The following is a 20,968-nucleotide window of genomic DNA, read 5'->3' on the forward strand; positions in this document are numbered from 1 at the left end:
CGTTTCACCTTTTATATTTACAAATCTATAAATCTAGATATAATGTAATCCAGAGAACTTACTCTCATGTCCATCATATTATAGGAGGCAAGGCAGGCTCATTTCAGCATAACATATCTACTTTTCTGTATATTTAAATTTATTGGAGGTACGCTTTACATGAAATCACAACAGGTCAATCCACTGCTTATCTTGATGCTGGCACTCGGGGTATTCGGAATTATTACAACAGAAATGGGAATTGTGGGGGTACTGCCTCAGGTTGCGCATAAATTCGGTATCTCGGCTGCACAGGCAGGTTGGCTGGTCAGTATATTTGCGCTAGTCGTAGCCATTGCGGGCCCTTTTCTCACCTTGCTGGCGTCCGGAATTAATCGCAAAATCATCCTTTTAACCGCTGTGCTGATGTTTGCCATTTCAAACGTTGTATATGCCTACGCCACAACATTTGATACCATGCTTATCTTCCGTATCATTCCCGCGTTATTCCATCCCGTCTTTTTTTCCGTAGCCCTGGTCACCAGTGCCCAACTCGTACCAGCAGAGAAAAGCAGTCAGGCCGTCGCCAAAGTGTTCACCGGAGTCACCGCAGGCTTTGCCTTTGGCGTGCCACTGACATCGTATCTTGCTGAACGGCTATCCCTCGAAATCGCCTTCCTGTTTGGAGCGATGGTCAGTGTGGTCGCTTTGATCGGCATATGGATCTGGTTACCCTCGATGCCCGTGAAGGAAAAGATGTCCTATGGCAAGCAACTCGGTATTCTGCGCAAACCTGGATTATGGCTGAATGTTGCCGCAGTCATTTTTATATTCGCCGCCATGTTCTCCGTATACAGCTATTTCGCCGAGTATCTTGGACAGGTCACTCACATGAGCGGATCATGGATCAGTGTCATGCTGACTGTCTTTGGTGTCGTCATGATCATCGGAAATTTGGGGTTTGGACAGTTTCTGCGTAAGAGCGTGGTCCGTACTGTTCTCATGTTCCCCCTGCTCTATATAGCAGCTTACGCACTCGTCTATTGGGCTGGTCCTCACTTCATGTGGATGGTTATTGTAGTCATCCTCTGGGCATCCGTGCATTCGGGAGGATTAATTGTAAGCCAAACCTGGTTAACCGCTGAAGCGCAGGACGCGCCCGAATTTGGCAACAGCTTGTATGTATCCTTTTCCAACCTCGGTATTACCTTGGGTACTGCCATCGGCGGATGGTTTATCGCGAACCTGGGAATACATCAATTGATCTGGAGCGGAATGATATTTGCACTGATCGCTTTTGTATTGATCTGGATTAAAATCAAATGCTTCCCTGCACCATAAATTGCCGAACACTGTTGAGACAAAGCATTAACACAAATAGCGCCATGTTCCCATGCTTAACATGTGGAACATGCGCTATTTGGTGTTATATGATTACCGGATTTACAAAGGATGCTCAGACTCGTCAAAACGCACGCTTAAGGATTGTTCGCCAGGTAATTTCTCAGCCATTGCATAGCTGGACGTTCTGTACCGTTGCTATTGACCAAGTGGGAGCCAGCCTGCCAGGTTTGATTCTGGTTGTAACCCCACAGCGTCACACCTTTAACAGCAGAGTGTTTCCACAGCACAGGGAATTTCTGCTGATAACGCTGCAATTGTGTATTATCGTCACCTGTCATATCCAGCTCGGATACATAGATTGGCAACCCTGTCGCTGCGAGTTTGTTCAATACCGTGTTCATCGTGCTCACAGAAACGTTGTCCATATTGAAGTAATGCGCCTGGATTCCAATACCATCAACTAGACCTCTGTTTTTCAAAAGGTTGATAATCTGGATATATTGGTCCGCTTTAGCAGGATCACCGATAATACCATATTCATTAATTAACAATTTGGAGTTAGGGAAGGCTTGTCTCGCTTGTTGGAATGACCAGATAACCCAATCCCAACCCGTTGCCCCATCTCCACCAATGGCATTGCGATAGGATGGTTTCGCATGCAGAGGTTCATTCACCACATCAACGAAGGCAGACTTCGAATACCGTTGTCCTGCGGCTTTAATCCATTGTGTCACTTCAGCCTTCTGATCTGCGGCTGAGAGACTGTTAATCCAATTTGGCTGTTGATTTCCCCATACGAGCGTATGGAACTTGAACGGGAACCCGTTGTTGTTAGCATAGTTGTAGGCCATGTCCGCCTGGCCCCAATTCATTACGTTGCGTGTGCCTTCAACAGCATCCCACTTGGTAGAGTTCTCCGGAGTTACCTGATTCCAATACGGGCTAAAATTCGAAGGAACCTGGTTGGCAATAATATTGCCCAGAAATTTGCTACCTTTCGCCAGACCAGCGCTCACACTACCAACCGCAACAGAAGCAGCGAGAATCCCTACCAATGCCAGTGAGCCGACTGTTTTGAACCACTTAGACTTAATCAATGATTTTCCTCCTTAGTATTCATTTTTTTGTAAAGCGCTTACAAACATCATTTTACTGGATAATTTTGGTTTTTAACACCTGTCAAATTATAGTATTTTATTGTAAAAAAATAGATCTAAATGCTTTTTCTGAAGTTATTTATAGATTCACTCTCTTAAATCCAACATAACTCTTACATTGGAGTTTACATTCACCACATGTTTATCTAGTATGAAATGATACATATCTTTACACACACTAGATAACAAGGGAGATTACAACATGCGCAAAATTTCAACGAAACGATTCGCCGGATGGCCTTTATCTTTCCTCTTATGTGCCTCCATTTTGTTCGCCCCTTTTACTTCAACTCCGGTTCAGGCTGCTGAGGTAGACAAGGAGACCAAGATTACGTTGCTGGGTACATCGGATATACATGGTCGATTCATGCCGTGGGACTATGCTCTGGACGGTCCAAACCCAACCGGTAGCATGACACAGCTCTACACCATTGTGAAAAAAGTCCGTGCGGAGAATCCCAATACGATCCTGCTGGATGCAGGAGACATGATTCAGGATAACTCGGCTGAGTTATTCAATGATCAACCTCAATCTCCCATGATGGTTGCAATGAACGAAATGAAATATGACGCATGGGTTATGGGTAACCATGAGTTTAACTTTGGACTGGACGTACTGGAGAAGATCTCTTCCCAATTCAATGGACAGCCTCTCGTGGGTAACATTTTCAAAGAAAACGGCGACCGCTACATGCCTGCCTATACGATTATCGAGAAAGACGGAATCAAAGTGGGTGTTATCGGAATGAACACACCTATGATTACCGAATTTGAAAAAGGCACGGATCACCTGGACGGCATCATCGTCAAAGATCCTGTGGAAGAGACCAAGAAGGCCATTGCTGAGCTGAAAGGCAAAGTTGATGTCATGGTTGGACTCATGCATATGGGATTGGACAACGAGAACGGTAATCCGGGAACCGGAGTGACGGATATCGCCAATGCCAACCCAGAGCTGGCTGCCATTTTTGCCGGACACATGCATACTTTGATTGAATCCCAAACGGTTAACGGCGTATTGATCTCCGAACCGAATAAATATGGCTCACATATTTCACGAATCGATCTGACATTTGAAAAAGACGGCGACAAAGTTGTGCTGAAAAGCAAAGAAGCTCAAGCACTCGCTGTAAAAGCAGCCGACGGAACGTATGAAGTCTCCGATCCTGCGCTGGAAGAGACTTTGCACCCATTCCACGAGTTCGCTCGTGCCGATGCCAACATTGAAGTGGCTGAACTGAAAGGAACGAACCTGGTCCCTGCTGATGAGATTAAGGGTATCCCTGCGGTGCAGATCCAGGAAACACCTTTGTCTGATTTTTTCACCGAAGTGATGTTGCATTACAGTGATGCCGATGTGGTCGCGCATCAGATTGATAACGACAAAGCCAAGCTGGATGTAGGCCCGATTAAGAAAAAGGATATTGCATTCAACTACCAATACACCTTTGGTGAAGTGACCGTATATGAAGTAACCGGACGCGATCTAATGGATTATATGGAGTGGTCTGCGGGGTACTTCAACTCCACACGCCCGGGTGATGTGACCGTCAGCTTTGATCCGAAACGACGTGCTTCCAAATACAGCACCGATGATTTCTTCGGCGGCGTAACATATGAGATTGACCTGACCAAGCCATACGGTAGTCGGATTACAAATCTCAAGTACAGCAATGGATCAGTTGTCAAAGAAGACGATACGCTGAAGCTCGGTATGAATGCCTACCGGATGGAAGCGCTGATTGCCAAAGGTGGCGCCATGGAAGGGCGTAAGTTCAAGCAACTCTGGTCCTCCAAGGACGCCTCGGCATTTGGTGAGATTCAAGGCACGATTCGCAACCTGTCCATCGCCTATCTGAAAGATGTCATGGAAGGTGTCTACGAACCGAAGATTCAACGCAACTGGAAAATCACCGGCGTAGACCTGACTGCACCGGAGCGTGCAGATGTGGTGGAGTTAATTAACGATGGCATTATGTCTGTGCCAACAACGGAAGATGGCAAGTACACCAACATTGCCTCCATTAACATTTTGGATGCGGTGACTCAAGAAGAGATTGATACACTATCTGCCAAAGCAGGTGTGAGTGCAGCACAATTCGCAGGCGTGAAAAACAAGGGAGCATTCTATCAACAGCTGAACAAGGCTCGCAAAGCAGTAGGTAGTGGTGAGGGAGCAACTACTCCTACACCTGAGAAGCCGACAACGCCAACAGTACCAAAACCAACACCAACTCCAGGCACGTCGAAACCTGGCAAACCATCCACACCAAGCACGGGTAAACCAGGAACTGTCACCAAAGGCAAACAAGCCAAGGTTACAGCGTCTTACCTGAACGTACGCGCTGGCGCTTCATCCAAAGCGAAGGTCGTTGCTGCGGTACCAAAGGGCACCCTGCTTGAGGTGATCAGTACAGACAAGTATGGCTGGGTAAAAGTGAAGCTGGATGGACGTGTAGCATTTGTATACGGGAAATACGTGAGTATTTTGAAATAGGTAAAATCGTGACGCACCACGCTTAACGAAAAACAAAAGGGCGATTCTCCCATGGAACTCATGGTCGGGATCGCCCTTTGTTATGTTAAGGAGCCGTTATGCGAGAGTACGTGCCATAACGGGTGAACGAATTATATATACCTTTAATACTCAACCTCTCTTCACATCCCAATTCGCAAGCATGCCTCTCGCCATCTCCATGTCCGACTCCTTCCCCGTAATTAGTGCAAACTTGGCAACAATTGCAGGATAGGCTGCCCACTGCTCCCGAATATGCTCCAGCATCTGGGGCCATGTTCTTCCCCCTGCCTTCTCATAACGACTCAAAAGCTCACGCAGCCCATCCTCCTGAAAGAGTGCGTAGTAGATGACAAAGTCCTTACCCGGATCTGCAATCTCCGCTTCCGTCCAATCAATAAGTCCAGTTACTCGCTGGGCATCATCGACAATAATATGCGGCGGATGCAGATCACCATGGATGAACGCCGAGTGCTGAGGCCAATAGCTATTTATAGAAAGCCATACCGTCCAGCGTTCAACCAACTTGGTTGGCACCGTAAAATTCTGCTTAATCTCCTCTATATTGGCTGCAAATTCTTTGCGAGCTTCCATAGGTGTCTTGATCCGCACTCCACCTTTCTTCGCCTTGTCGGGATCGATGTTATGCAGTGTGGCGAGAGTCGTAGCTAGTGAATCCAGGAATGTATCAGATAAGCCCTCCTGAGTGAATCGCCATACATACCCTCCCCCTGCGGGATCCACAACTGCGATCGGATCACCTTCAAGTAAAGGATAAGCTATCAACTCTGGCGTGAAGATCCTCCAATCCGGTACTTGTGCGGGTATATTTCCTCGGACCACATCCAGCACCTTGTGCTCATTCTCGGCTCGCTCCCATACGTCTTCGCGTCGCGGCTGGCGCAGAACCCATCTGCGGCCTTCTTCATCCGTGGCGAATGCTACACGAAAATCCATCCCCGACTCGTTGATCTCTAAGGATTCCTCAACGATAAGAAGTCCGTTCTGTTTTGCTAAAGATAATAGTTCCTTTTGAATTGCCAAATTCTCATTCAAGTTCGGTTTTGACATATCAGGTACTCCCCTTTTCCTTGATAAAATAAAAAACACAGACATGTTCGCCTGTGCAGTTCATTTCGGATGTTGGCATACCTGAATGCTCACAAAAAAATAGTAGTACATCAAAGAACCACTTCAAAGAGTGATTCTTTCACGACGACTAGCGGCATACGTGTAAAATGGCAAACCGATCCCGATGAACTGCACACAGGCAGTAAACAGCAAGCGTAAATAGACGTTTTTCGCCACACTATCTCAATCGGGAAAAATTTTGCACACGTATCCCTCCGTTCAGTAAGTTACCCATATGCTAACATATTCCAAATTTCAGTTCCAGACTGAATCAAATGATTTTGGTTCTTTTTATTGATATACAGGAACTTCGTCGCCTCAGGTAACGTCCATAGTTATAGATGCATTAAAAAGGATGAGAGGTGAGTAACCCAATGTCCATTGCACGAAGGTTATCCTTACTACCAGTCATCATGCTCCTGTTAACCCTTGGATGTGCAGAGAAGTCCGTAGAACAAGGGAAAGAGAAGCCACATGTGCGAGGAATTATTACGGATTTTGAGGAAGAAAGAGGTCAGGTACTCATAGAGAATAAAGAGGATCACGGTGTTGATTCTGGACCGATTTGGGTCTCTCTCAGCAAGGACGCCGAACTCATCATCGAAGAAGAGATTGTCACCGTCTCTTTGGATGAGACACTCGTTGGTCGAAGTGCAGAGGTGTGGAGCAATGGAGTTATTGCTCAATCTTACCCTCCCCAAACCAAGGCTGTAAAAATGGTCATTCATTAACACCAAGCAAAATACGCCGATACATTTCGTTTCACGTGGAACGTTATGATACACATACGAATAGCAACAAACGTTGCTCCCTCAAATCAGGAATTATGAAAACAATTTACACACTTGAAGCATTTACTCCGTTAGCCTGCCTGCATATAGAGTATAATGAAGAGGTATACGATAAATGTACGGTGCAATAATTGTACAAAAACTAACGCAAAAGAGGTAAACGATGAGCGAGCAACAATTTAAAGATTATGGACTTGGTGAAGAGATCGTAAAAGCACTGGACAGTCTGGGCTATGAGACACCAACCGAGGTTCAAACCAAAGTTATTCCGGTAGCACTAGAGAATCAGGATCTTGTGGTCAAATCACAGACAGGTAGTGGTAAAACAGCTGCTTACGGCATTCCACTTTGCGAGCTGGTGGATTGGAATGAGAATAAGCCACAGGCTTTGATTCTTACACCAACCCGGGAACTAGCTTTGCAGGTTAACGAAGATATTACGAATATCGGCCGCTTTAAGCGTATTAAAGCAACCGCACTATACGGACAGTCCCCTTTTCATATCCAAAAAGCAGAGTTAAAACAAAGAACACACGTGGCTGTTGGTACACCAGGTCGGGTACTGGATCATATCGAACGCGGCACGCTGCCACTCGAACGGATTGCCTATCTCGTCATTGACGAGGCGGATGAGATGTTGAATATGGGCTTTATTGAGACAGTACAGTCCATCATTCAGAAACTGCCGCAGGAGCGCGTAACGATGTTGTTCTCCGCTACGTTCCCTGAAGATGTAGCCAAGCTGTCACGCAAATACATGAACAAACCGGTGGAGATTGAGATCAAGGCAAGTGGACTGACAACAGCCACGATTGAACATGCTGTGATTAACATACCAGAGGTGAACAAAACCGCACTGCTTCAAGACTTGTTCATTGTGGAAAATCCGGATAGCTGCATTGTGTTCTGCCGTACGCAGGAGAATGTGGATAAACTGTTCCGGGTTATGGCTGACCTTGACTACCCAGCAGATCGTATCCATGGTGGTATGGAGCAGGATGAGCGGATCGAAGTGATGAACGCATTCAGACGGGGACAATTCCGCTATCTGATCGCGACGGATGTAGCCGCACGTGGTATTGATATCACGAATATTACCCATGTCATCAACTACGATATTCCTTTGGAAAAAGAGGGATATGTTCACCGTACAGGCCGTACGGGTCGCGCAGGCAAAACAGGTAAAGCCATTACGTTGATTACACCGAAAGATGGCAGACGTCTCGCCGAGATTGAATCCTATATTGGATTCGAAATCCCTGTTGTGAAAGCACCTTCCGAAGAAGCTGTAGATCGCCGCAGAGAAGATTTTGAGAAGCGATTGAAGATTGTACCTGAACGCAAAAAGGACAAGCGTGAACAGTTGAACCAACAGATCATGAAGCTGAACTTCAACGGAGGCAAGAAGAAGAAACTTCGTGCCGTTGACTTTGTAGGTACCATCGCCAAGCTTGAAGGGGTTACAGCAGACGATATCGGGATCATTACGATTCAGGATAATGTGACGGATGTAGAGATCCTGAACGGCAAAGGCCCTCTCGTACTGGAGCTCATGCAAAACATAACGATCAAAAAGATGCAGCTTAAGGTTCGCAAAGGTCATAAATAGTTTGCTAAACACGGTCAAATAACTAGAAATTCAAACAGGGATAGTGGACTCTTTTCTAAGTCTACCATCCCTTTTTTCATTACCTCTTCTTTTTCCGCACTGTACCGCCTTCCACCGTATACCGAAATAGCACATCTTCGGCGCCCCCGATATCATCCGTAACCATAAACGTCGCTGCATCTCCCGCCTTATAAACCCCACCCGTCATAAAACTGAACACCACATGGTCATCTTTGCCCCAATATCGATTCAGCATGACAAATGTACTGCCGTTAACTCCCTTCACTGTGCGGTTTCCATTGGCATTATACAGACCATTCTTGTCTTTCGCGAAGCTCTGGGGATCGGCATCAAATAGATGTGTAAAACTGGCTCGATCGATATGTTTATTCGGTTTACCCCATAGATACACACGATTGGCATCCACCGCCCAACTGCCGGAAGGTGTTATTAACTCAAACGTCGCTGCGTCAGCCCCCTTAATGATCTGAAGCACATCGTCAGGATGACCGAAGGGCTGACTTGTCCGAACAACCTCCGCACGATACACATGTTGCTGATCCATGGAAAGTCCAAGATGCTCCGTCCCGGCAAACGCTACAAAATGCTGAGCATCTGCCTCGTCGACACGGTATCCGTTGTAATACACATGATTGCGGTCACGACCAAAAGGTCCACCTAGCGGCTCGAACGTATCCGGGTCTGCTCCTTTTACAGTACGCCACTGAAAATAAACACGTTCCCGGTCCCGTGCAAACTGCTCATCAAGCGGTTCAAAGGTAGACCTGTCTGCTCCACGAACAAGGTTGAATACCGCTTTTGCTTCTCGATGTGGAGTACGGCCCCATTCTGTTCTATAAAAAATGGACGACGCCGTCTCATACCAATTGCCTCTGATTTGCATAGCGCCCTCTGCACTGTGGGCATAATTCGCATGCCACCAGCCATGTACGTCGGGATGATGTTCTTGCAGCCATGCCCTCACCTCATCCTTTTCCCCATTCGCATAGCGAAGAGAACTGGACAGATGGAACAGATGGTCCTTGTCGGTGCAATAGTCGTGATGAGCAATCACAGCATTCGTATCAATATCCTCAAATAGATGAAAATGCGTGCTGCTCTTTACATATAAATAACGTTGGTCCTGAGCAAAGTAAGGCGTATCCGGCAACAGCCGAAAGCTGCTCGGATCGGAGTCAGGCACGACCTGATCTTCTAGATAGACATACTGAGAGTCGAAGCAGTAATCTTCATCGATCACACGAAAAGCTTCCGTATCCCGACTGAACAAACTCGCCTTATTCTTGCGGGCATTGAACCACCATATTCCCTGACGATCACGCAGATAGGCGAAGGTCAACCATCCCTTTTGATACGTAGAGATGACTTCAAAATCCTGAGCAGTAATACCTCCCTTAATCGGAGTGTTCGTTCCATCCTCGTCATTATGCAATATCACCTGAAGGTCTTCATCTACAATAAACTTGTTCATGACGGTCCACCCTCCAACCATGATGTGAATTCAGTCTAGCTTTATTTTAACGTGTGTATTTGATCCACTCTACATCATCGTACTTGATATTTAGGAACATTTCCTCCGCTCTCACCGCTCAGCCACGATGAAATGAAGGTTTGTTCAGCAATGGATGGATTGTTCACTTGAAAAAGAGTCTGACCCAACTACAATATAAATGAAAGCGCTACATTTAATCTGATATCTTTCGGGAGGTGTATGTAATGGGTAACAGGAAAGCCGTCTGGTTTCTGGTCTTTGCACTCACGTTCACCCTGTTTGGACTTCATCCTGAACGAACAAGCGCAGCAAGTGTCACGATAACCAACGGTACCGATTGGCTCGACACCGCAGGTAACCCCATCCATGCGAACAGTGGCAACATTCTGCAGGTAGGCTCGACGTATTATCTGTATGGTGAACATGCGGTGGGCGGCAAGTTCGACAGCGTGAACGTCTACACCTCCACTGATCTGAAGAACTGGACTTTCAGCAACGCCATCCTGACCAAAGATTCTGCAACCGAGCTGGCCTCCAGCAAAATCGAACGCCCCAAAGTCATCTATAACGCCTCCACTAACCAGTATGTACTCTGGGCACATTACGAGAACGGTACGGACTACAACCTCGGGCGTGTAGCGGTCGCAACAAGCAATACCCCGAATGGCAAATTCACCTATGAGGGCAGTTTCCGCCCAATGAATTATGAATCCCGTGACATGACTGTCTTTGTTGATACAAATGGATCAGGTTATCTGGTTACTGCTTCACGCAAAAATGGCGGTGCCAATGATACGATGGCTATTTTCAAAATGAATGCAAGTTACACCGGAATACAATCCTTCGAGGGCTGGTTGTTCGAGAACGCCTATCGTGAAGCGCCTGCTGTTGTGAAAAAAGGCAACCGTTACTACCTCTTCACCTCTCAAGCCGCTGGCTGGTATCCGAATCAGGGCGCTTATGCTACAGCAACTTCCATGACGGGTCCATGGACTGCGCTTACGCCATATGGCAATCCATCTGCCTTTGGTTCGCAGATTCATGATATTGCCACGATTACAGGCAGCAACACCACATCCTACATCTACATGGGGGATCGCTGGAATCCGATGAACCTCGGAGAGCACAAACATATCTGGCTGCCGCTAACCTTGAATGATTCGAACGGAACCGCATCACTGGAGTGGTATACAACGTGGAATATCGACGCAGTAACGGGTGCGGTAACACCGCCTGCTCTCGTCAATCATGCACAAGGCAAAGCAGCTACCGCCAGCTCCACAGCCTCCGGCTCGTCTGCATCCAACGTCAATGATGGCAACTACCAGACTTCATGGGTGGCTTCCTCCAATAGCTGGCCTGCCTGGTGGCAGGTGGACTTCGGCGCACCGAAGACGATCACCGAGATCGACACGTCCTGGTTTATGTATAAAGGTTCCGAAGGATACTACAAATACAAAATTGAAATTAGCAACGATGGAGTCAATTACTCCACCTTGGATCGCACCAACAATCTGACCTATGGCTTTACGACCGATGCTGTGCATTTCACAGCCCGTTATGTGCGGATTAATATGGTGAACGCGGTCTTGTGGAATAATCCGGGTAACTGGTACACCCCAACTCTGCACGAAGTCAAAATGTTGGGTCCTGCAACACCAGAAGCCACAGGTTACAGCCGGTTCAGTTCACACAACGTTCCGGATCGATACATCCGTCATGCCAACTACACGGCTCGCGTGGATGCCAACGTCTCCCCTGTTCTGGATTCCCAGTTCCGCGTCGTACCGGGTCTTGCCAGCTCCACAGGAATCTCGCTTGAGTCCATTAACTTCCCAGGCTACTTTCTGAAGCGTAATGCCAGCAACAAAATTGTACTTGAAGCATATGCGGACACTGCAGCCTATAAGGGAGATGCTACGTTCCTAAGCAGCCCTGGTTGGGCTGACAGCACCAAAGTATCCCTTCAATCGTACAGTCAGCCCGGATATTACATCCGGCATTATGATTATGTTTTGCAGTTGGATGCTGTAAATGCAGCCAGCAGCGCAACTGTGAAGAGTGATGCCACGTTTGGGCGAACCAATTTCTAAGCAAGATAATTGGAGTTGAGGATGAGCCATCTACATCTACAATTTAGATCTCGGGAAAGGCCGTTTTTCAGGGTTCAAAACTGAAGAAGCGGTTAACGTGAAGGTGTGATAAAACGAGTTAAGTACGATCAAACCCCGCCCAAAGTGGAGTATTACTTAACCCACCGAGATAAAAGTGTAATGCCCATTCTGGAGGAAATCTGCAAATGGGGTGTGCATAACGTCCCAGAGACACAAACGCTGCATGAAATATAGTGAGTTATGTAATATATGCAAAAAAGCCTACTCCGATGGGAGTAGGCTCTTCTGCCAGTCTGATCTATCCAAGTTATTTGAAATTAGGATCAAACTTCATCACGTTCATTTTACCTTGTTCCTTATAACTCACATAGATGTTATCGGTGCTGTCTATGGTGATGTCTAGCTGAAGAACATCACCAGCGGAGAATCCGGCAGACCCTACGGGTCTCCAATCCAAATTCTCGTATTTCATCACAGTCACCCTGTTGCCGTCTGCTGCATCTCGATAAGCAACGTAAGGCGTTCCTTCGCTGTCAAAGGCCATATCTATGCTTCCTTCTTGAGATGAACCGACCAAGAATTCGGGAGTACTCACCTTCTCCCATGCTGTATCTTCTGACGGAATGGTGTGCGGATATTTCCACATTTCAACAACGTTGGAGCTGCTGAGATAGATCATATAAGGTACGCCAGATGGATCAAGCGCGGATGCAGCATCCATATTCGCAGTTATTAGATATGCTTTACGATCCAATTGTTTCCATGATCCATCTACCAAGCTATATCCTGTTGCCACAGGGGTACCAGTTAACCTGAATGGAGCAAATAAATACATGCCGTTGTTTGGTAATGGTGCGAGGAAGGCTCTTAGACCTGCGAATGCCTCTAGTCTCGCTTCTTGTTTCCATCCACTACCTTCATGATAACTCCATGACATAAGCATTGACGGTTCCGCAGCATTACCGGCCAAAATACCTCTAAACATCAGAAAAGGATTATCATCCTTATCGAAGGTAATGAAGAAGCTATCATTAACTTTATCCACTTTTCTGCTCGTCTTTCCATCATTCCAACTGAAATCAGAGATAGTAGATACTGGTCTCCACCACTTATGTTCATCATTATAATTCTTAAAGCTTACTTTACCTGAGCTATTCTTATAAGCAACATAAAGCTTGTCCTTACTGTCTATTCCGAGCGATATAGCTGAGCTCCCTAATCCTCCCGCTTTTTCAAGATCGCTTTGATTGCCAAAGGACTGCCACTTGCCTCCCTTAAATTGCATCACAAACACTTCGTAATTGTCCTTTATATAAGCCACGTAAGGAGTTCCTTGACTGTCGAAGATGACATTGGACTTACTATTCAAATCCAACAAGTCACCTACTTGCAGCCACGATGTCATCGTCCACTTCGCGTACAGGGTGATGTTTGACGTCACCGGCGTCATGAAGTCGTAGGCGATCTCCAGATCGCGATCGCTGTACCAACCTTCAAATCGATACCCTGCCCACTTCAGCGCAGCAGGTGCCACAGCTTTGTCGCCAGTAACCACCGTCTGACTACCTACTGCTGCTCCACCGTTACTGTCAAAGTCCACCGTGCGGCTGTTAAATGTCCACTTCGCGTACAGCGTGAGGTTACCCGTCACCGATGTCGTGAAGCTGTAGGCTTCATTCAGTCCAGCGTCGCTGTACCAACCGTTAAACACGTAACCGTCCCTCGTCGGTACGGCAGGCTCCGTAGCATTACCGCCGGTTTGCATATTCTGTTCAGCCACCAGTGATCCGCCGTTACTGTTGAAGGTGACCGTATATATAGCCGTCCACTTCGCGTACAATGTGAGGTTATTCATCACAGGTGTCATGAAGCTGTAAGATTCATTCAGACCAGCATCGCTATACCAGCCTTCAAATACATGCCCTGCACGGGTCGGTGCGTCAGGAACTACTGCCGTGTCACCTTCACTCACGGACTGACTGCTCACCGACGATCCGTTGTTACTGTTGAAGCTCACTGTGTAGCTGTTCTTTGTCCACTTCCCGTACAGCATCACATTGGCAATTACACCTTCTGTGAAACCATAAGGTATCATCAATTCGCTATCGCTATACCAGCCATCGAACGTATACCCTTCCAGCATCGGAGCGCCAGGAGCAGTAGCCACGGCACCTTCATTCACAGTCTGTTCTGTGACCAACGATCCGCCGTTACTCTCGAAAGTTACAGTGTAGGTAATCGGTACATATACCGTCCACTTCGCGTACAATGTCAGGTCTCCCGTAACCACCATAGTCGTGAAATTGTAGGCGTTCATTAGCTCACTATCGCTGTACCAGCCGCTAAACACATAGCCGTCTTTCGTCGGAGGGGCAGGAGCCATAGCCTTGACGCCTTCATTCACTGTTTGGGCATCTACTACCGACCCTTCATTACTCTCGAAGCTTATCGTGTAAGGGATCAGCCACTTCGCATACAGTGTGAGATCCGCCGTCACCGCTGTAGCGAAGTCGTAAGCATTCGTCAACGTGTTATCACTGTACCAACCGCCGAATACATAACCATCTTTCGTCGGTTCAGTCGGCGTACTAATCGTGGCGCCAAACCCCACAGTCTGAGCCGGCACTTCTTCGGACCCACCGTTACTGTCGAAATTTACAGTGTAGTCGTTAATTGCCCACTGAGCGGTAAACTGGACATCTTCAGCAGGCATCGTGTTCGGAGGCGTTGGCGACCAACCCGTAAAGCTATATCCCTGCCATGTCGGAGTGCCTAGACGCAACAGCATCGTCGCTCCGAAAGGAACATTATCCGTTTTATTTGTTGCCCCAGAACCGTTATAATCAACCGTCATTTGGTATACATCACGCTTATAATATACCTTCAACGCCGTTTTGCCGTTGCTCGTGATTAGATCCGTCAGTACCGAAATGCTGTCGTCCCGCACGAAGCCATCATAGGATCTCGGCTTGACATCCGCCAAATTCGCCTCGGTACCCGTAACTCCACGATACGATTCCGTATCTGCAACCGTATAGGTGTCACTTCCGATATTTTGCAGCAAGTACACGACCTGATAAGGCGTACCCTCTCTCCCCGTCCACTTCGCTGTATACGTAGTATCCTCAATCGGCATTGTACTTGGAGCTTCTGGCGACCAACCGGCAAACGTATATCCCTGCCTTGTCGGCACAGGTATACGAGCAGCAATGTTCTTGCCAACGGCTTCCGTTAGCGAGATTTGGGGCGCACCGGCATAACCCCCAACGAAGGTCATCTTTCGATTCTCCGGATAGTAATTAACTCTTACGACTGTCGAGCCGTCTCCCTTGATTAATACGCCGCTTACCGTTCCGGTCGCATAGCCCTGCTCCTTAAACCTGTCGGAGCTGATTCGAATCTCTGTGTCCGTTGTTCCAGTCCTATTTTCAGTATCCACAGGCGGAGCCTGTATTCTGCTGTTCGGGTCTAGCACATAATACTCAACCGTATACGGCGTATTCTTGTTCGCAATCCAGTGCGCGTACAGTTTCCGATCCTCCGCAGCCATTCGGTTCGGAATCGTGATCTTCGTGCCGCCGGAAGCGGCCGTATACCAGCCGTCAAAGGTGTATCCTGGATATACCGGGGTGACCACACTGATTGGCGCGTTATAAGGAGCCGCCACAACCTGGGTCACTCCGCTGTTCTGTGGATCCAGCTGAAGGATGTAGTCACCCACTCTGGCAAGCCAGCTTAACTGAATCGTACGCTTGAGTGGCTCGGACATGAACGACGCCGGTGCCCCCTTCCAGGTGATAACCAGATTGCCATCACTCACCTGAATGTTCTTGTCCACCACTTCAATCATCCCGTTTGCTGCGTCATACTTGAAGTTTGGATTGTCCACCTGAATATCGAAATTCGAGCGATCATACGCCTGTTCATCCGTATCGCCTGTCTTCAAATCAAAGGTATTCATCGTGACCCACAACTCCGGTACAGCGATGGATGACGCAGAACCCGCCATGTTCACTTTGAGCGACTTATCCTGTGGATAGGCGAAGTCGTAGACGTTCTGTTCTTCTCCAATCGTATACAGTGGCCACTCTTCATCGACCAGCTCCACGCCGCCGGAAAGCGCTCCATCTCCTAATTGAGCGCCGAGTTCGACCTCCAAATAGATCCCAATCTCGACGAACAGGGCACCTAAAGACTTCGTGGTCTTCACCCCGCTAATATTTTTCAATTGATAATAGAAGTAGCCCCAAAGATTCACATACACACCGGGTTCTACAGCAAGCCCGATACTATTCAACTTGACGCTTCCAATCCCCGCTTTGACCTCCATATGAATACCAGCTCGTAAACCGATCGTCCCCATCACATAGAAGGTAAATTGGTAATCTCCGTCTCCCGGCAAGCTGACCGTATTGCTCGAACCACTGAAACTCAATACGCGCAAGCTAACCGAGTAGCGCTTCGCCATCTTATAGTAGAAATCTGCCCCCACCGTCAGGTTCACCTGGGCGCTGACCACAAACTCCGCTTCAAATTTGACTTCCACAATACCTAAAGCCACGCGTACGCTCTTTTCAAAAAGCTCTTTCTTGATTAACGGAACCCACTCCGTGTCTTGCTCCAACATCTCTTGATACTTTTCCTTCAACGATTCCGCATCTACGGCAGTATCCTGCACACCCGCCATTACCGCTTTAATCTGTGTCGCAATGTTCTGAACCTTTCCCAACCTGCCAGCGTTCTTCTCGCCCACCCAGTCATTCAGTGCATCATTTAACTTATCGTGTTCAACGAGAGCTATCTCTGCCGTGATGTTCATCCCGGTATAGCTATAAGCATCCAGATTCGCCGTAATTACATAATCATCAATGCTGTACCAGTAAGGAATCCCCCACTTTTTCAGCCAGTGCCCTTTCATATCCCCATTGATACCGAGGTCCAGGCTCATTTCCTGCACGAATGTACCCGTCATATGGATGACAAGATCGCTGTCTTCATTGATATTGACAACAATATCGGCACCCACTTGTAATGTAACGCTTACGCCTGAGGTTCGGCCGTCAATATTCTTCAGCCTCGTGCCGAGTGAAGCAAAAACGGTCAGATTCTCCACACTTACCCGGCTCCCTTTACTGGACGCTAGGGAGGACTGAGCCTTGATCTCCTGAATTTCCTTCGTCTCCATGGCGATGTCAGACAGATAATCCGCGGCTTCATTGACGAATCCGCTGTCTCTCGCTTGCTGCTCAATTTGCTCTTCGAGCTGTGCAATCTGTTCTTCCGAAAACAGATCGTCGCCGTCAATTGCTTGCTTCTGATAGATGTTGAAGGCATTTTCAATATCTTCAATGGTGGCATCTTCATACGTAATTACGTCCATCTCCGCCTCAGGCGTAATCGACGTAATACGTCCATAACCCATGATCTCAATACCTTCTTGATCGAATTGTCCATCATAAAAACCAATAAAGTCGCCCACATCAACAGTGGTCAGCTCATCCAAACCAAAGGGCTTGTACAGGCTGTCACTGTAGTTCATGGCAGTGTGCTCAACCGTGATGGAATGGTTATTGGGAATTCCATCCTTATCTGCTTCTATGCTCACCGGTAGAACATCCGGCTTGAACAACACTTGATTGGCATCTGCGTGATCATAAGTGTAGACACTTCCATCTACCGCCGTGATCTGGACATAGGCCACATCACCATCGTCTTCACCAGTCGTTTCGACTGTGCGCAGTTTGGGACTAACTCCCTCATAGATGGCTACGGTATCACCGACTTGAATTACCGTGCCAGTGCTTCCGGTGTACTTGAACGTTCCACTACTCGCATTCACTTCGGCGAGTGCATTTTCGCCACCTACCGTCGTAGTAACGACTGAAATCGCGGGCGAATCGACATCTGCTCCATTTATCACCATATCCGTGACATCCGTGAACGGAATGTAGATCATATTCGGATTGAGTGGAACATTCATGACTTCTTGTTTAGCAACGCTAAATACATAAATACTTGTCGTCGCGTCTTGGCCTTGGAAGGACAAGCTGTCATCCGTCAACGTAAGTTGATATGTGTTACCTTCAACGAACTTGCCGTTTTCGGCTGCTGACGATACCGTGAAAACTCCGTTCCCGCCAGAGACGGTAACCCCTTCGAATTCGGGATTCGCCGTATCCACGAAGTTCATCCCCTCTTTGACCTGGGATTCCGTTAGACTGCCCGATGAATCCTGCACCTTAATGGTGAAGTTCGGCGCGACATCCAGTACCGAATAGCTTGGTACGCTCTGTACTGCACGATCTATGCTATCCGTATACTTTGCATACAACTTTGTATCCGCGTTCAGGGTGCTGCCGCTTGCGAAGATGAGTGAAAGATCACTATCCGCAAACCACCCTTGGAATATATATCCTTCTTTTGTTGGAGCAGGTAGATTATTTAGCACCTGGCCTTTTCGTACCGTCTGCGCAGCAACTGCCGTGCCTCCGTTGCTCTCAAACGTGAGCGTATACGCAGTGGAACCCGTGCCTGGGTTACCTCCGTTATCTCCAGGCGTTCCGCCACCACTATTACCGCCGGTTGTTGGTGTCACCGGCGATGTCGGTGTTGGTGTTGGAGTAGGCGTCACCGGCGTTTGATTCTGATTTTTCCACGCCTCTACAACCGCGTTGTTGCGCATGAAGAGAACCGCTGCTTCCGCGCGAGTCGCTTGTGCACGCGGATTGAAGTTCCCCTTTTCGTCCCCGGTGAACATACCGGCTTGCCACAGCTTGATGACCGCATCAGCCGCCCAAAGCGATACATCCCCGAGATCGCCCGGCTCTGTCGTGACCGGATTCTCGGTCTGATAAGGGATCTGTTCGCTTTCGAAATACCGCAACGTCATCGTCGCCATTTGCTCCCGAGATACGGTAGCATCCGGCGAATATTTCCGATCCCCCGTGCCATCGGTAATTCCCTTCTTAACCGCCCATTCGACATATGGCGCATACCAGCTGCCCGCCTGTACATCGGCAAAGCTCGAAGTGGAGTACGCCCCGGCATCGACTCCCGCCATCCGTCCAAGTGCCGTTACATACATGGCACGTGTCATTGTCCCCTTAGGAGAGAAGCTACTCGCGTTCGTTCCGCTGAATATGCCCTTCTCCTGCACATGGACGACTGCATCATAGAACCAGTCGGTGGGACTCACATCCTGGAATCCAGTAGATGTGGTTACTTTTGTCATCTGCATCGGCAGTTCAGCCGCTACTGCCGATTGCGCTGGTAATAGGGGCACGGCAGAAACTACTAAGCTGATCACCAGCATCCACATCAGGATCTGCCGGCTCACCTTCCATCCCTGTCTTACTTTCTTCACTTTCATTCATCCCTTCTATGTATAGATCAAACTAAAAAAGACCTTCCAAAATTGGTTTCTAATCAAGCTAATCAACAAAGCCAGACTAATAGCGGATACCACTGACCCAGATCGGGATCATTGGTTTCCTGCGAGTCAGTTCGCTCGACACGTGGAGATCAAGCGAGGAAAAACTTTACATACAGAAATGGAATTGTCCTAGCTGCGGCGTTCAGCACATTCAACACATCAACGTCAGCTCAAACATCCGACTGAAGAGATCCGACTGCTTTAAGGTACGATAATGCCAACTTTACAGATTGAATTCGTTCACCGACCTTCCTGATCAGTCGCAGTCGAATTGTGACACCGACACAGCAAATTATGTCGTTTTTTCTTCCGTATTTTATCATGCGAGATAGGGGCGCTTGTGAATTATAAAGAAAACTTTAAGTAAGCAACTACTCGCAAGTGAGAACATCAATGACATCAAAAAATAGCGGCGTAGGGAAGGTAACTCCCACACCACTCTTTCATGAATTCTTTAGCTCGTCTGCAATCCATTCCAGATGGTTCTCTTCCCAACGATTCATCTACCAGAATCGACTATAACGAACTACTCTTCCCCCAACGCAGTCTTGGAGGAAGTGAAAAAACACTAATATGCCTCTTGGGTTTCAATGAGATAAAAGGCTCCTGCTGATTCTTCGCCACATTGTGGGCGATATGCCTGAAGCGCAGCCCGCTTTCAAACTCAGGATTAAGCGCAATCGGGATGCCCTTATGTACGGAACGTATAATTTCTACATCGGCATGGATCACGCCAATCACACCGATATTGAGAATATCGATAATATCCTGCATCTTTACCGTTGCCGAACGGGCTTCCTGTCCGTCGGCCATATTAATGATGAGCTGTGGCGGAGCCGGAATCATATCTTCTAATAATCCGATTACGCGATCCGCGTCCTGAAGCGATGTACGATGAGGCGTAGTAACGACAATAGCCTCACCTGCTGCCAAAGCCGCATTCCAGAATCCATTTTCAATGCCTGCCGGCGAATCGATCAGCACATAATCATAGTTCTGGGCTATTTGCTGTACAACCTCGCCAAAAACTTGCGGATCATCGTGATGCACCGCGTCGTTACTACAGGAGATAAAGGACAAGGTACTGATTCGCTTATCTTTGACGATCACTTGATGTAAAGCACATTGACCCGTCAGAAAATCAGAAATATGATACCTTACCCTATTACTCAAACCAAGCGGAATATCCAGATTTCTCAATCCAAAATCAGCATCGATCAGGCAAACGCTGCTCCCCGATAAGGCAAGGGCAGTCCCGAGATTAGCCGTGACCGTTGTCTTGCCAACTCCACCTTTCCCTGATGTGATACATATAACTCGTGCCATCGGAGCCACTTCCTTCTCTTCAAGTACTAATGCGGGACAGCAAGACAACCATTTCTT

At 47.7% G+C, this 20,968-nt stretch carries 11 protein-coding genes; 6 read left to right on the forward strand and 5 right to left on the reverse strand.

From position 1 onward, the window contains the following. Positions 1 to 159: 159 nt before the first annotated feature. Positions 160 to 1,320 carry an MFS transporter gene (locus NSQ20_RS30990; protein ID WP_340031491.1) on the forward strand — a complete coding sequence of 387 codons (1,161 nt, stop codon included), beginning with the start codon at positions 160 to 162 and terminating at the stop codon, positions 1,318 to 1,320. Positions 1,321 to 1,457: 137 nt separating this feature from the next. On the opposite strand, the gene NSQ20_RS30995 is transcribed toward NSQ20_RS30990, so the two are convergent. After that, a complete protein-coding gene (locus NSQ20_RS30995; RefSeq protein WP_133386336.1) occupies positions 1,458 to 2,420 on the reverse strand; it encodes an endo-1,4-beta-xylanase in 963 nt (320 codons plus the stop codon). Between the two features lie 262 nt (positions 2,421 to 2,682). Here NSQ20_RS30995 and NSQ20_RS31000 point away from each other — a divergent pair, with 262 nt between their 5' ends. Beyond that, complete coding sequence (locus NSQ20_RS31000; protein ID WP_340031492.1) at positions 2,683 to 4,977, forward strand: 5'-nucleotidase C-terminal domain-containing protein; 2,295 nt, start codon at positions 2,683 to 2,685, stop codon at positions 4,975 to 4,977. 150 nt (positions 4,978 to 5,127) lie between these two features. On the opposite strand, the gene NSQ20_RS31005 is transcribed toward NSQ20_RS31000, so the two are convergent. After that, complete coding sequence (locus NSQ20_RS31005; protein ID WP_338707369.1) at positions 5,128 to 6,066, reverse strand: macrolide 2'-phosphotransferase; 939 nt, start codon at positions 6,064 to 6,066, stop codon at positions 5,128 to 5,130. Positions 6,067 to 6,500: 434 nt separating this feature from the next. Here NSQ20_RS31005 and NSQ20_RS31010 point away from each other — a divergent pair, with 434 nt between their 5' ends. Then, positions 6,501 to 6,857, forward strand: a complete 357-nt coding sequence (locus NSQ20_RS31010) for a hypothetical protein (protein ID WP_036671774.1) — start codon at positions 6,501 to 6,503, stop codon at positions 6,855 to 6,857. Positions 6,858 to 7,080: 223 nt separating this feature from the next. Continuing rightward, positions 7,081 to 8,526 (forward strand): DEAD/DEAH box helicase, encoded by a 1,446-nt coding sequence (locus tag NSQ20_RS31015; protein ID WP_036671776.1) that lies wholly within the window; start codon positions 7,081 to 7,083, stop codon positions 8,524 to 8,526. Positions 8,527 to 8,605: 79 nt separating this feature from the next. Here the strand turns inward: NSQ20_RS31015 and NSQ20_RS31020 are convergent, their stop codons facing one another. After that, a complete protein-coding gene (locus NSQ20_RS31020) occupies positions 8,606 to 10,018 on the reverse strand; it encodes a DKNYY domain-containing protein (RefSeq protein WP_338707370.1) in 1,413 nt (470 codons plus the stop codon). 245 nt (positions 10,019 to 10,263) lie between these two features. On the opposite strand from NSQ20_RS31020, the gene NSQ20_RS31025 reads away from it, so the two are divergent. Both NSQ20_RS31025 and NSQ20_RS31030 read left to right on the forward strand, forming a co-directional pair. Continuing rightward, the gene (locus tag NSQ20_RS31025) at positions 10,264 to 12,132 is read left to right on the forward strand and encodes an AbfB domain-containing protein (RefSeq protein ID WP_338707371.1); all 1,869 of its coding nucleotides are present in this window, start codon (positions 10,264 to 10,266) and stop codon (positions 12,130 to 12,132) included. A 105-nt stretch (positions 12,133 to 12,237) separates the two neighbouring features. Continuing rightward, positions 12,238 to 12,387 carry a winged helix-turn-helix transcriptional regulator gene (locus NSQ20_RS31030; protein ID WP_340031493.1) on the forward strand — a complete coding sequence of 50 codons (150 nt, stop codon included), beginning with the start codon at positions 12,238 to 12,240 and terminating at the stop codon, positions 12,385 to 12,387. 73 nt (positions 12,388 to 12,460) lie between these two features. Here NSQ20_RS31030 and NSQ20_RS31035 read toward each other — a convergent pair whose 3' ends face one another. Together NSQ20_RS31035 and minD are read right to left on the reverse strand one after the other, a co-directional pair. Then, positions 12,461 to 19,522, reverse strand: coding sequence for an InlB B-repeat-containing protein (locus NSQ20_RS31035; protein WP_076320244.1), 7,062 nt, complete (start codon positions 19,520 to 19,522; stop codon positions 12,461 to 12,463). A 579-nt stretch (positions 19,523 to 20,101) separates the two neighbouring features. After that, complete coding sequence (minD, locus tag NSQ20_RS31040; protein ID WP_076320245.1) at positions 20,102 to 20,911, reverse strand: septum site-determining protein MinD; 810 nt, start codon at positions 20,909 to 20,911, stop codon at positions 20,102 to 20,104. Positions 20,912 to 20,968 lie beyond the last annotated feature (57 nt).

This window comes from Paenibacillus sp. FSL K6-1122 (genome assembly GCF_037977015.1).
Taxonomy (GTDB): Bacteria; Bacillota; Bacilli; order Paenibacillales; family Paenibacillaceae; genus Paenibacillus; species Paenibacillus amylolyticus.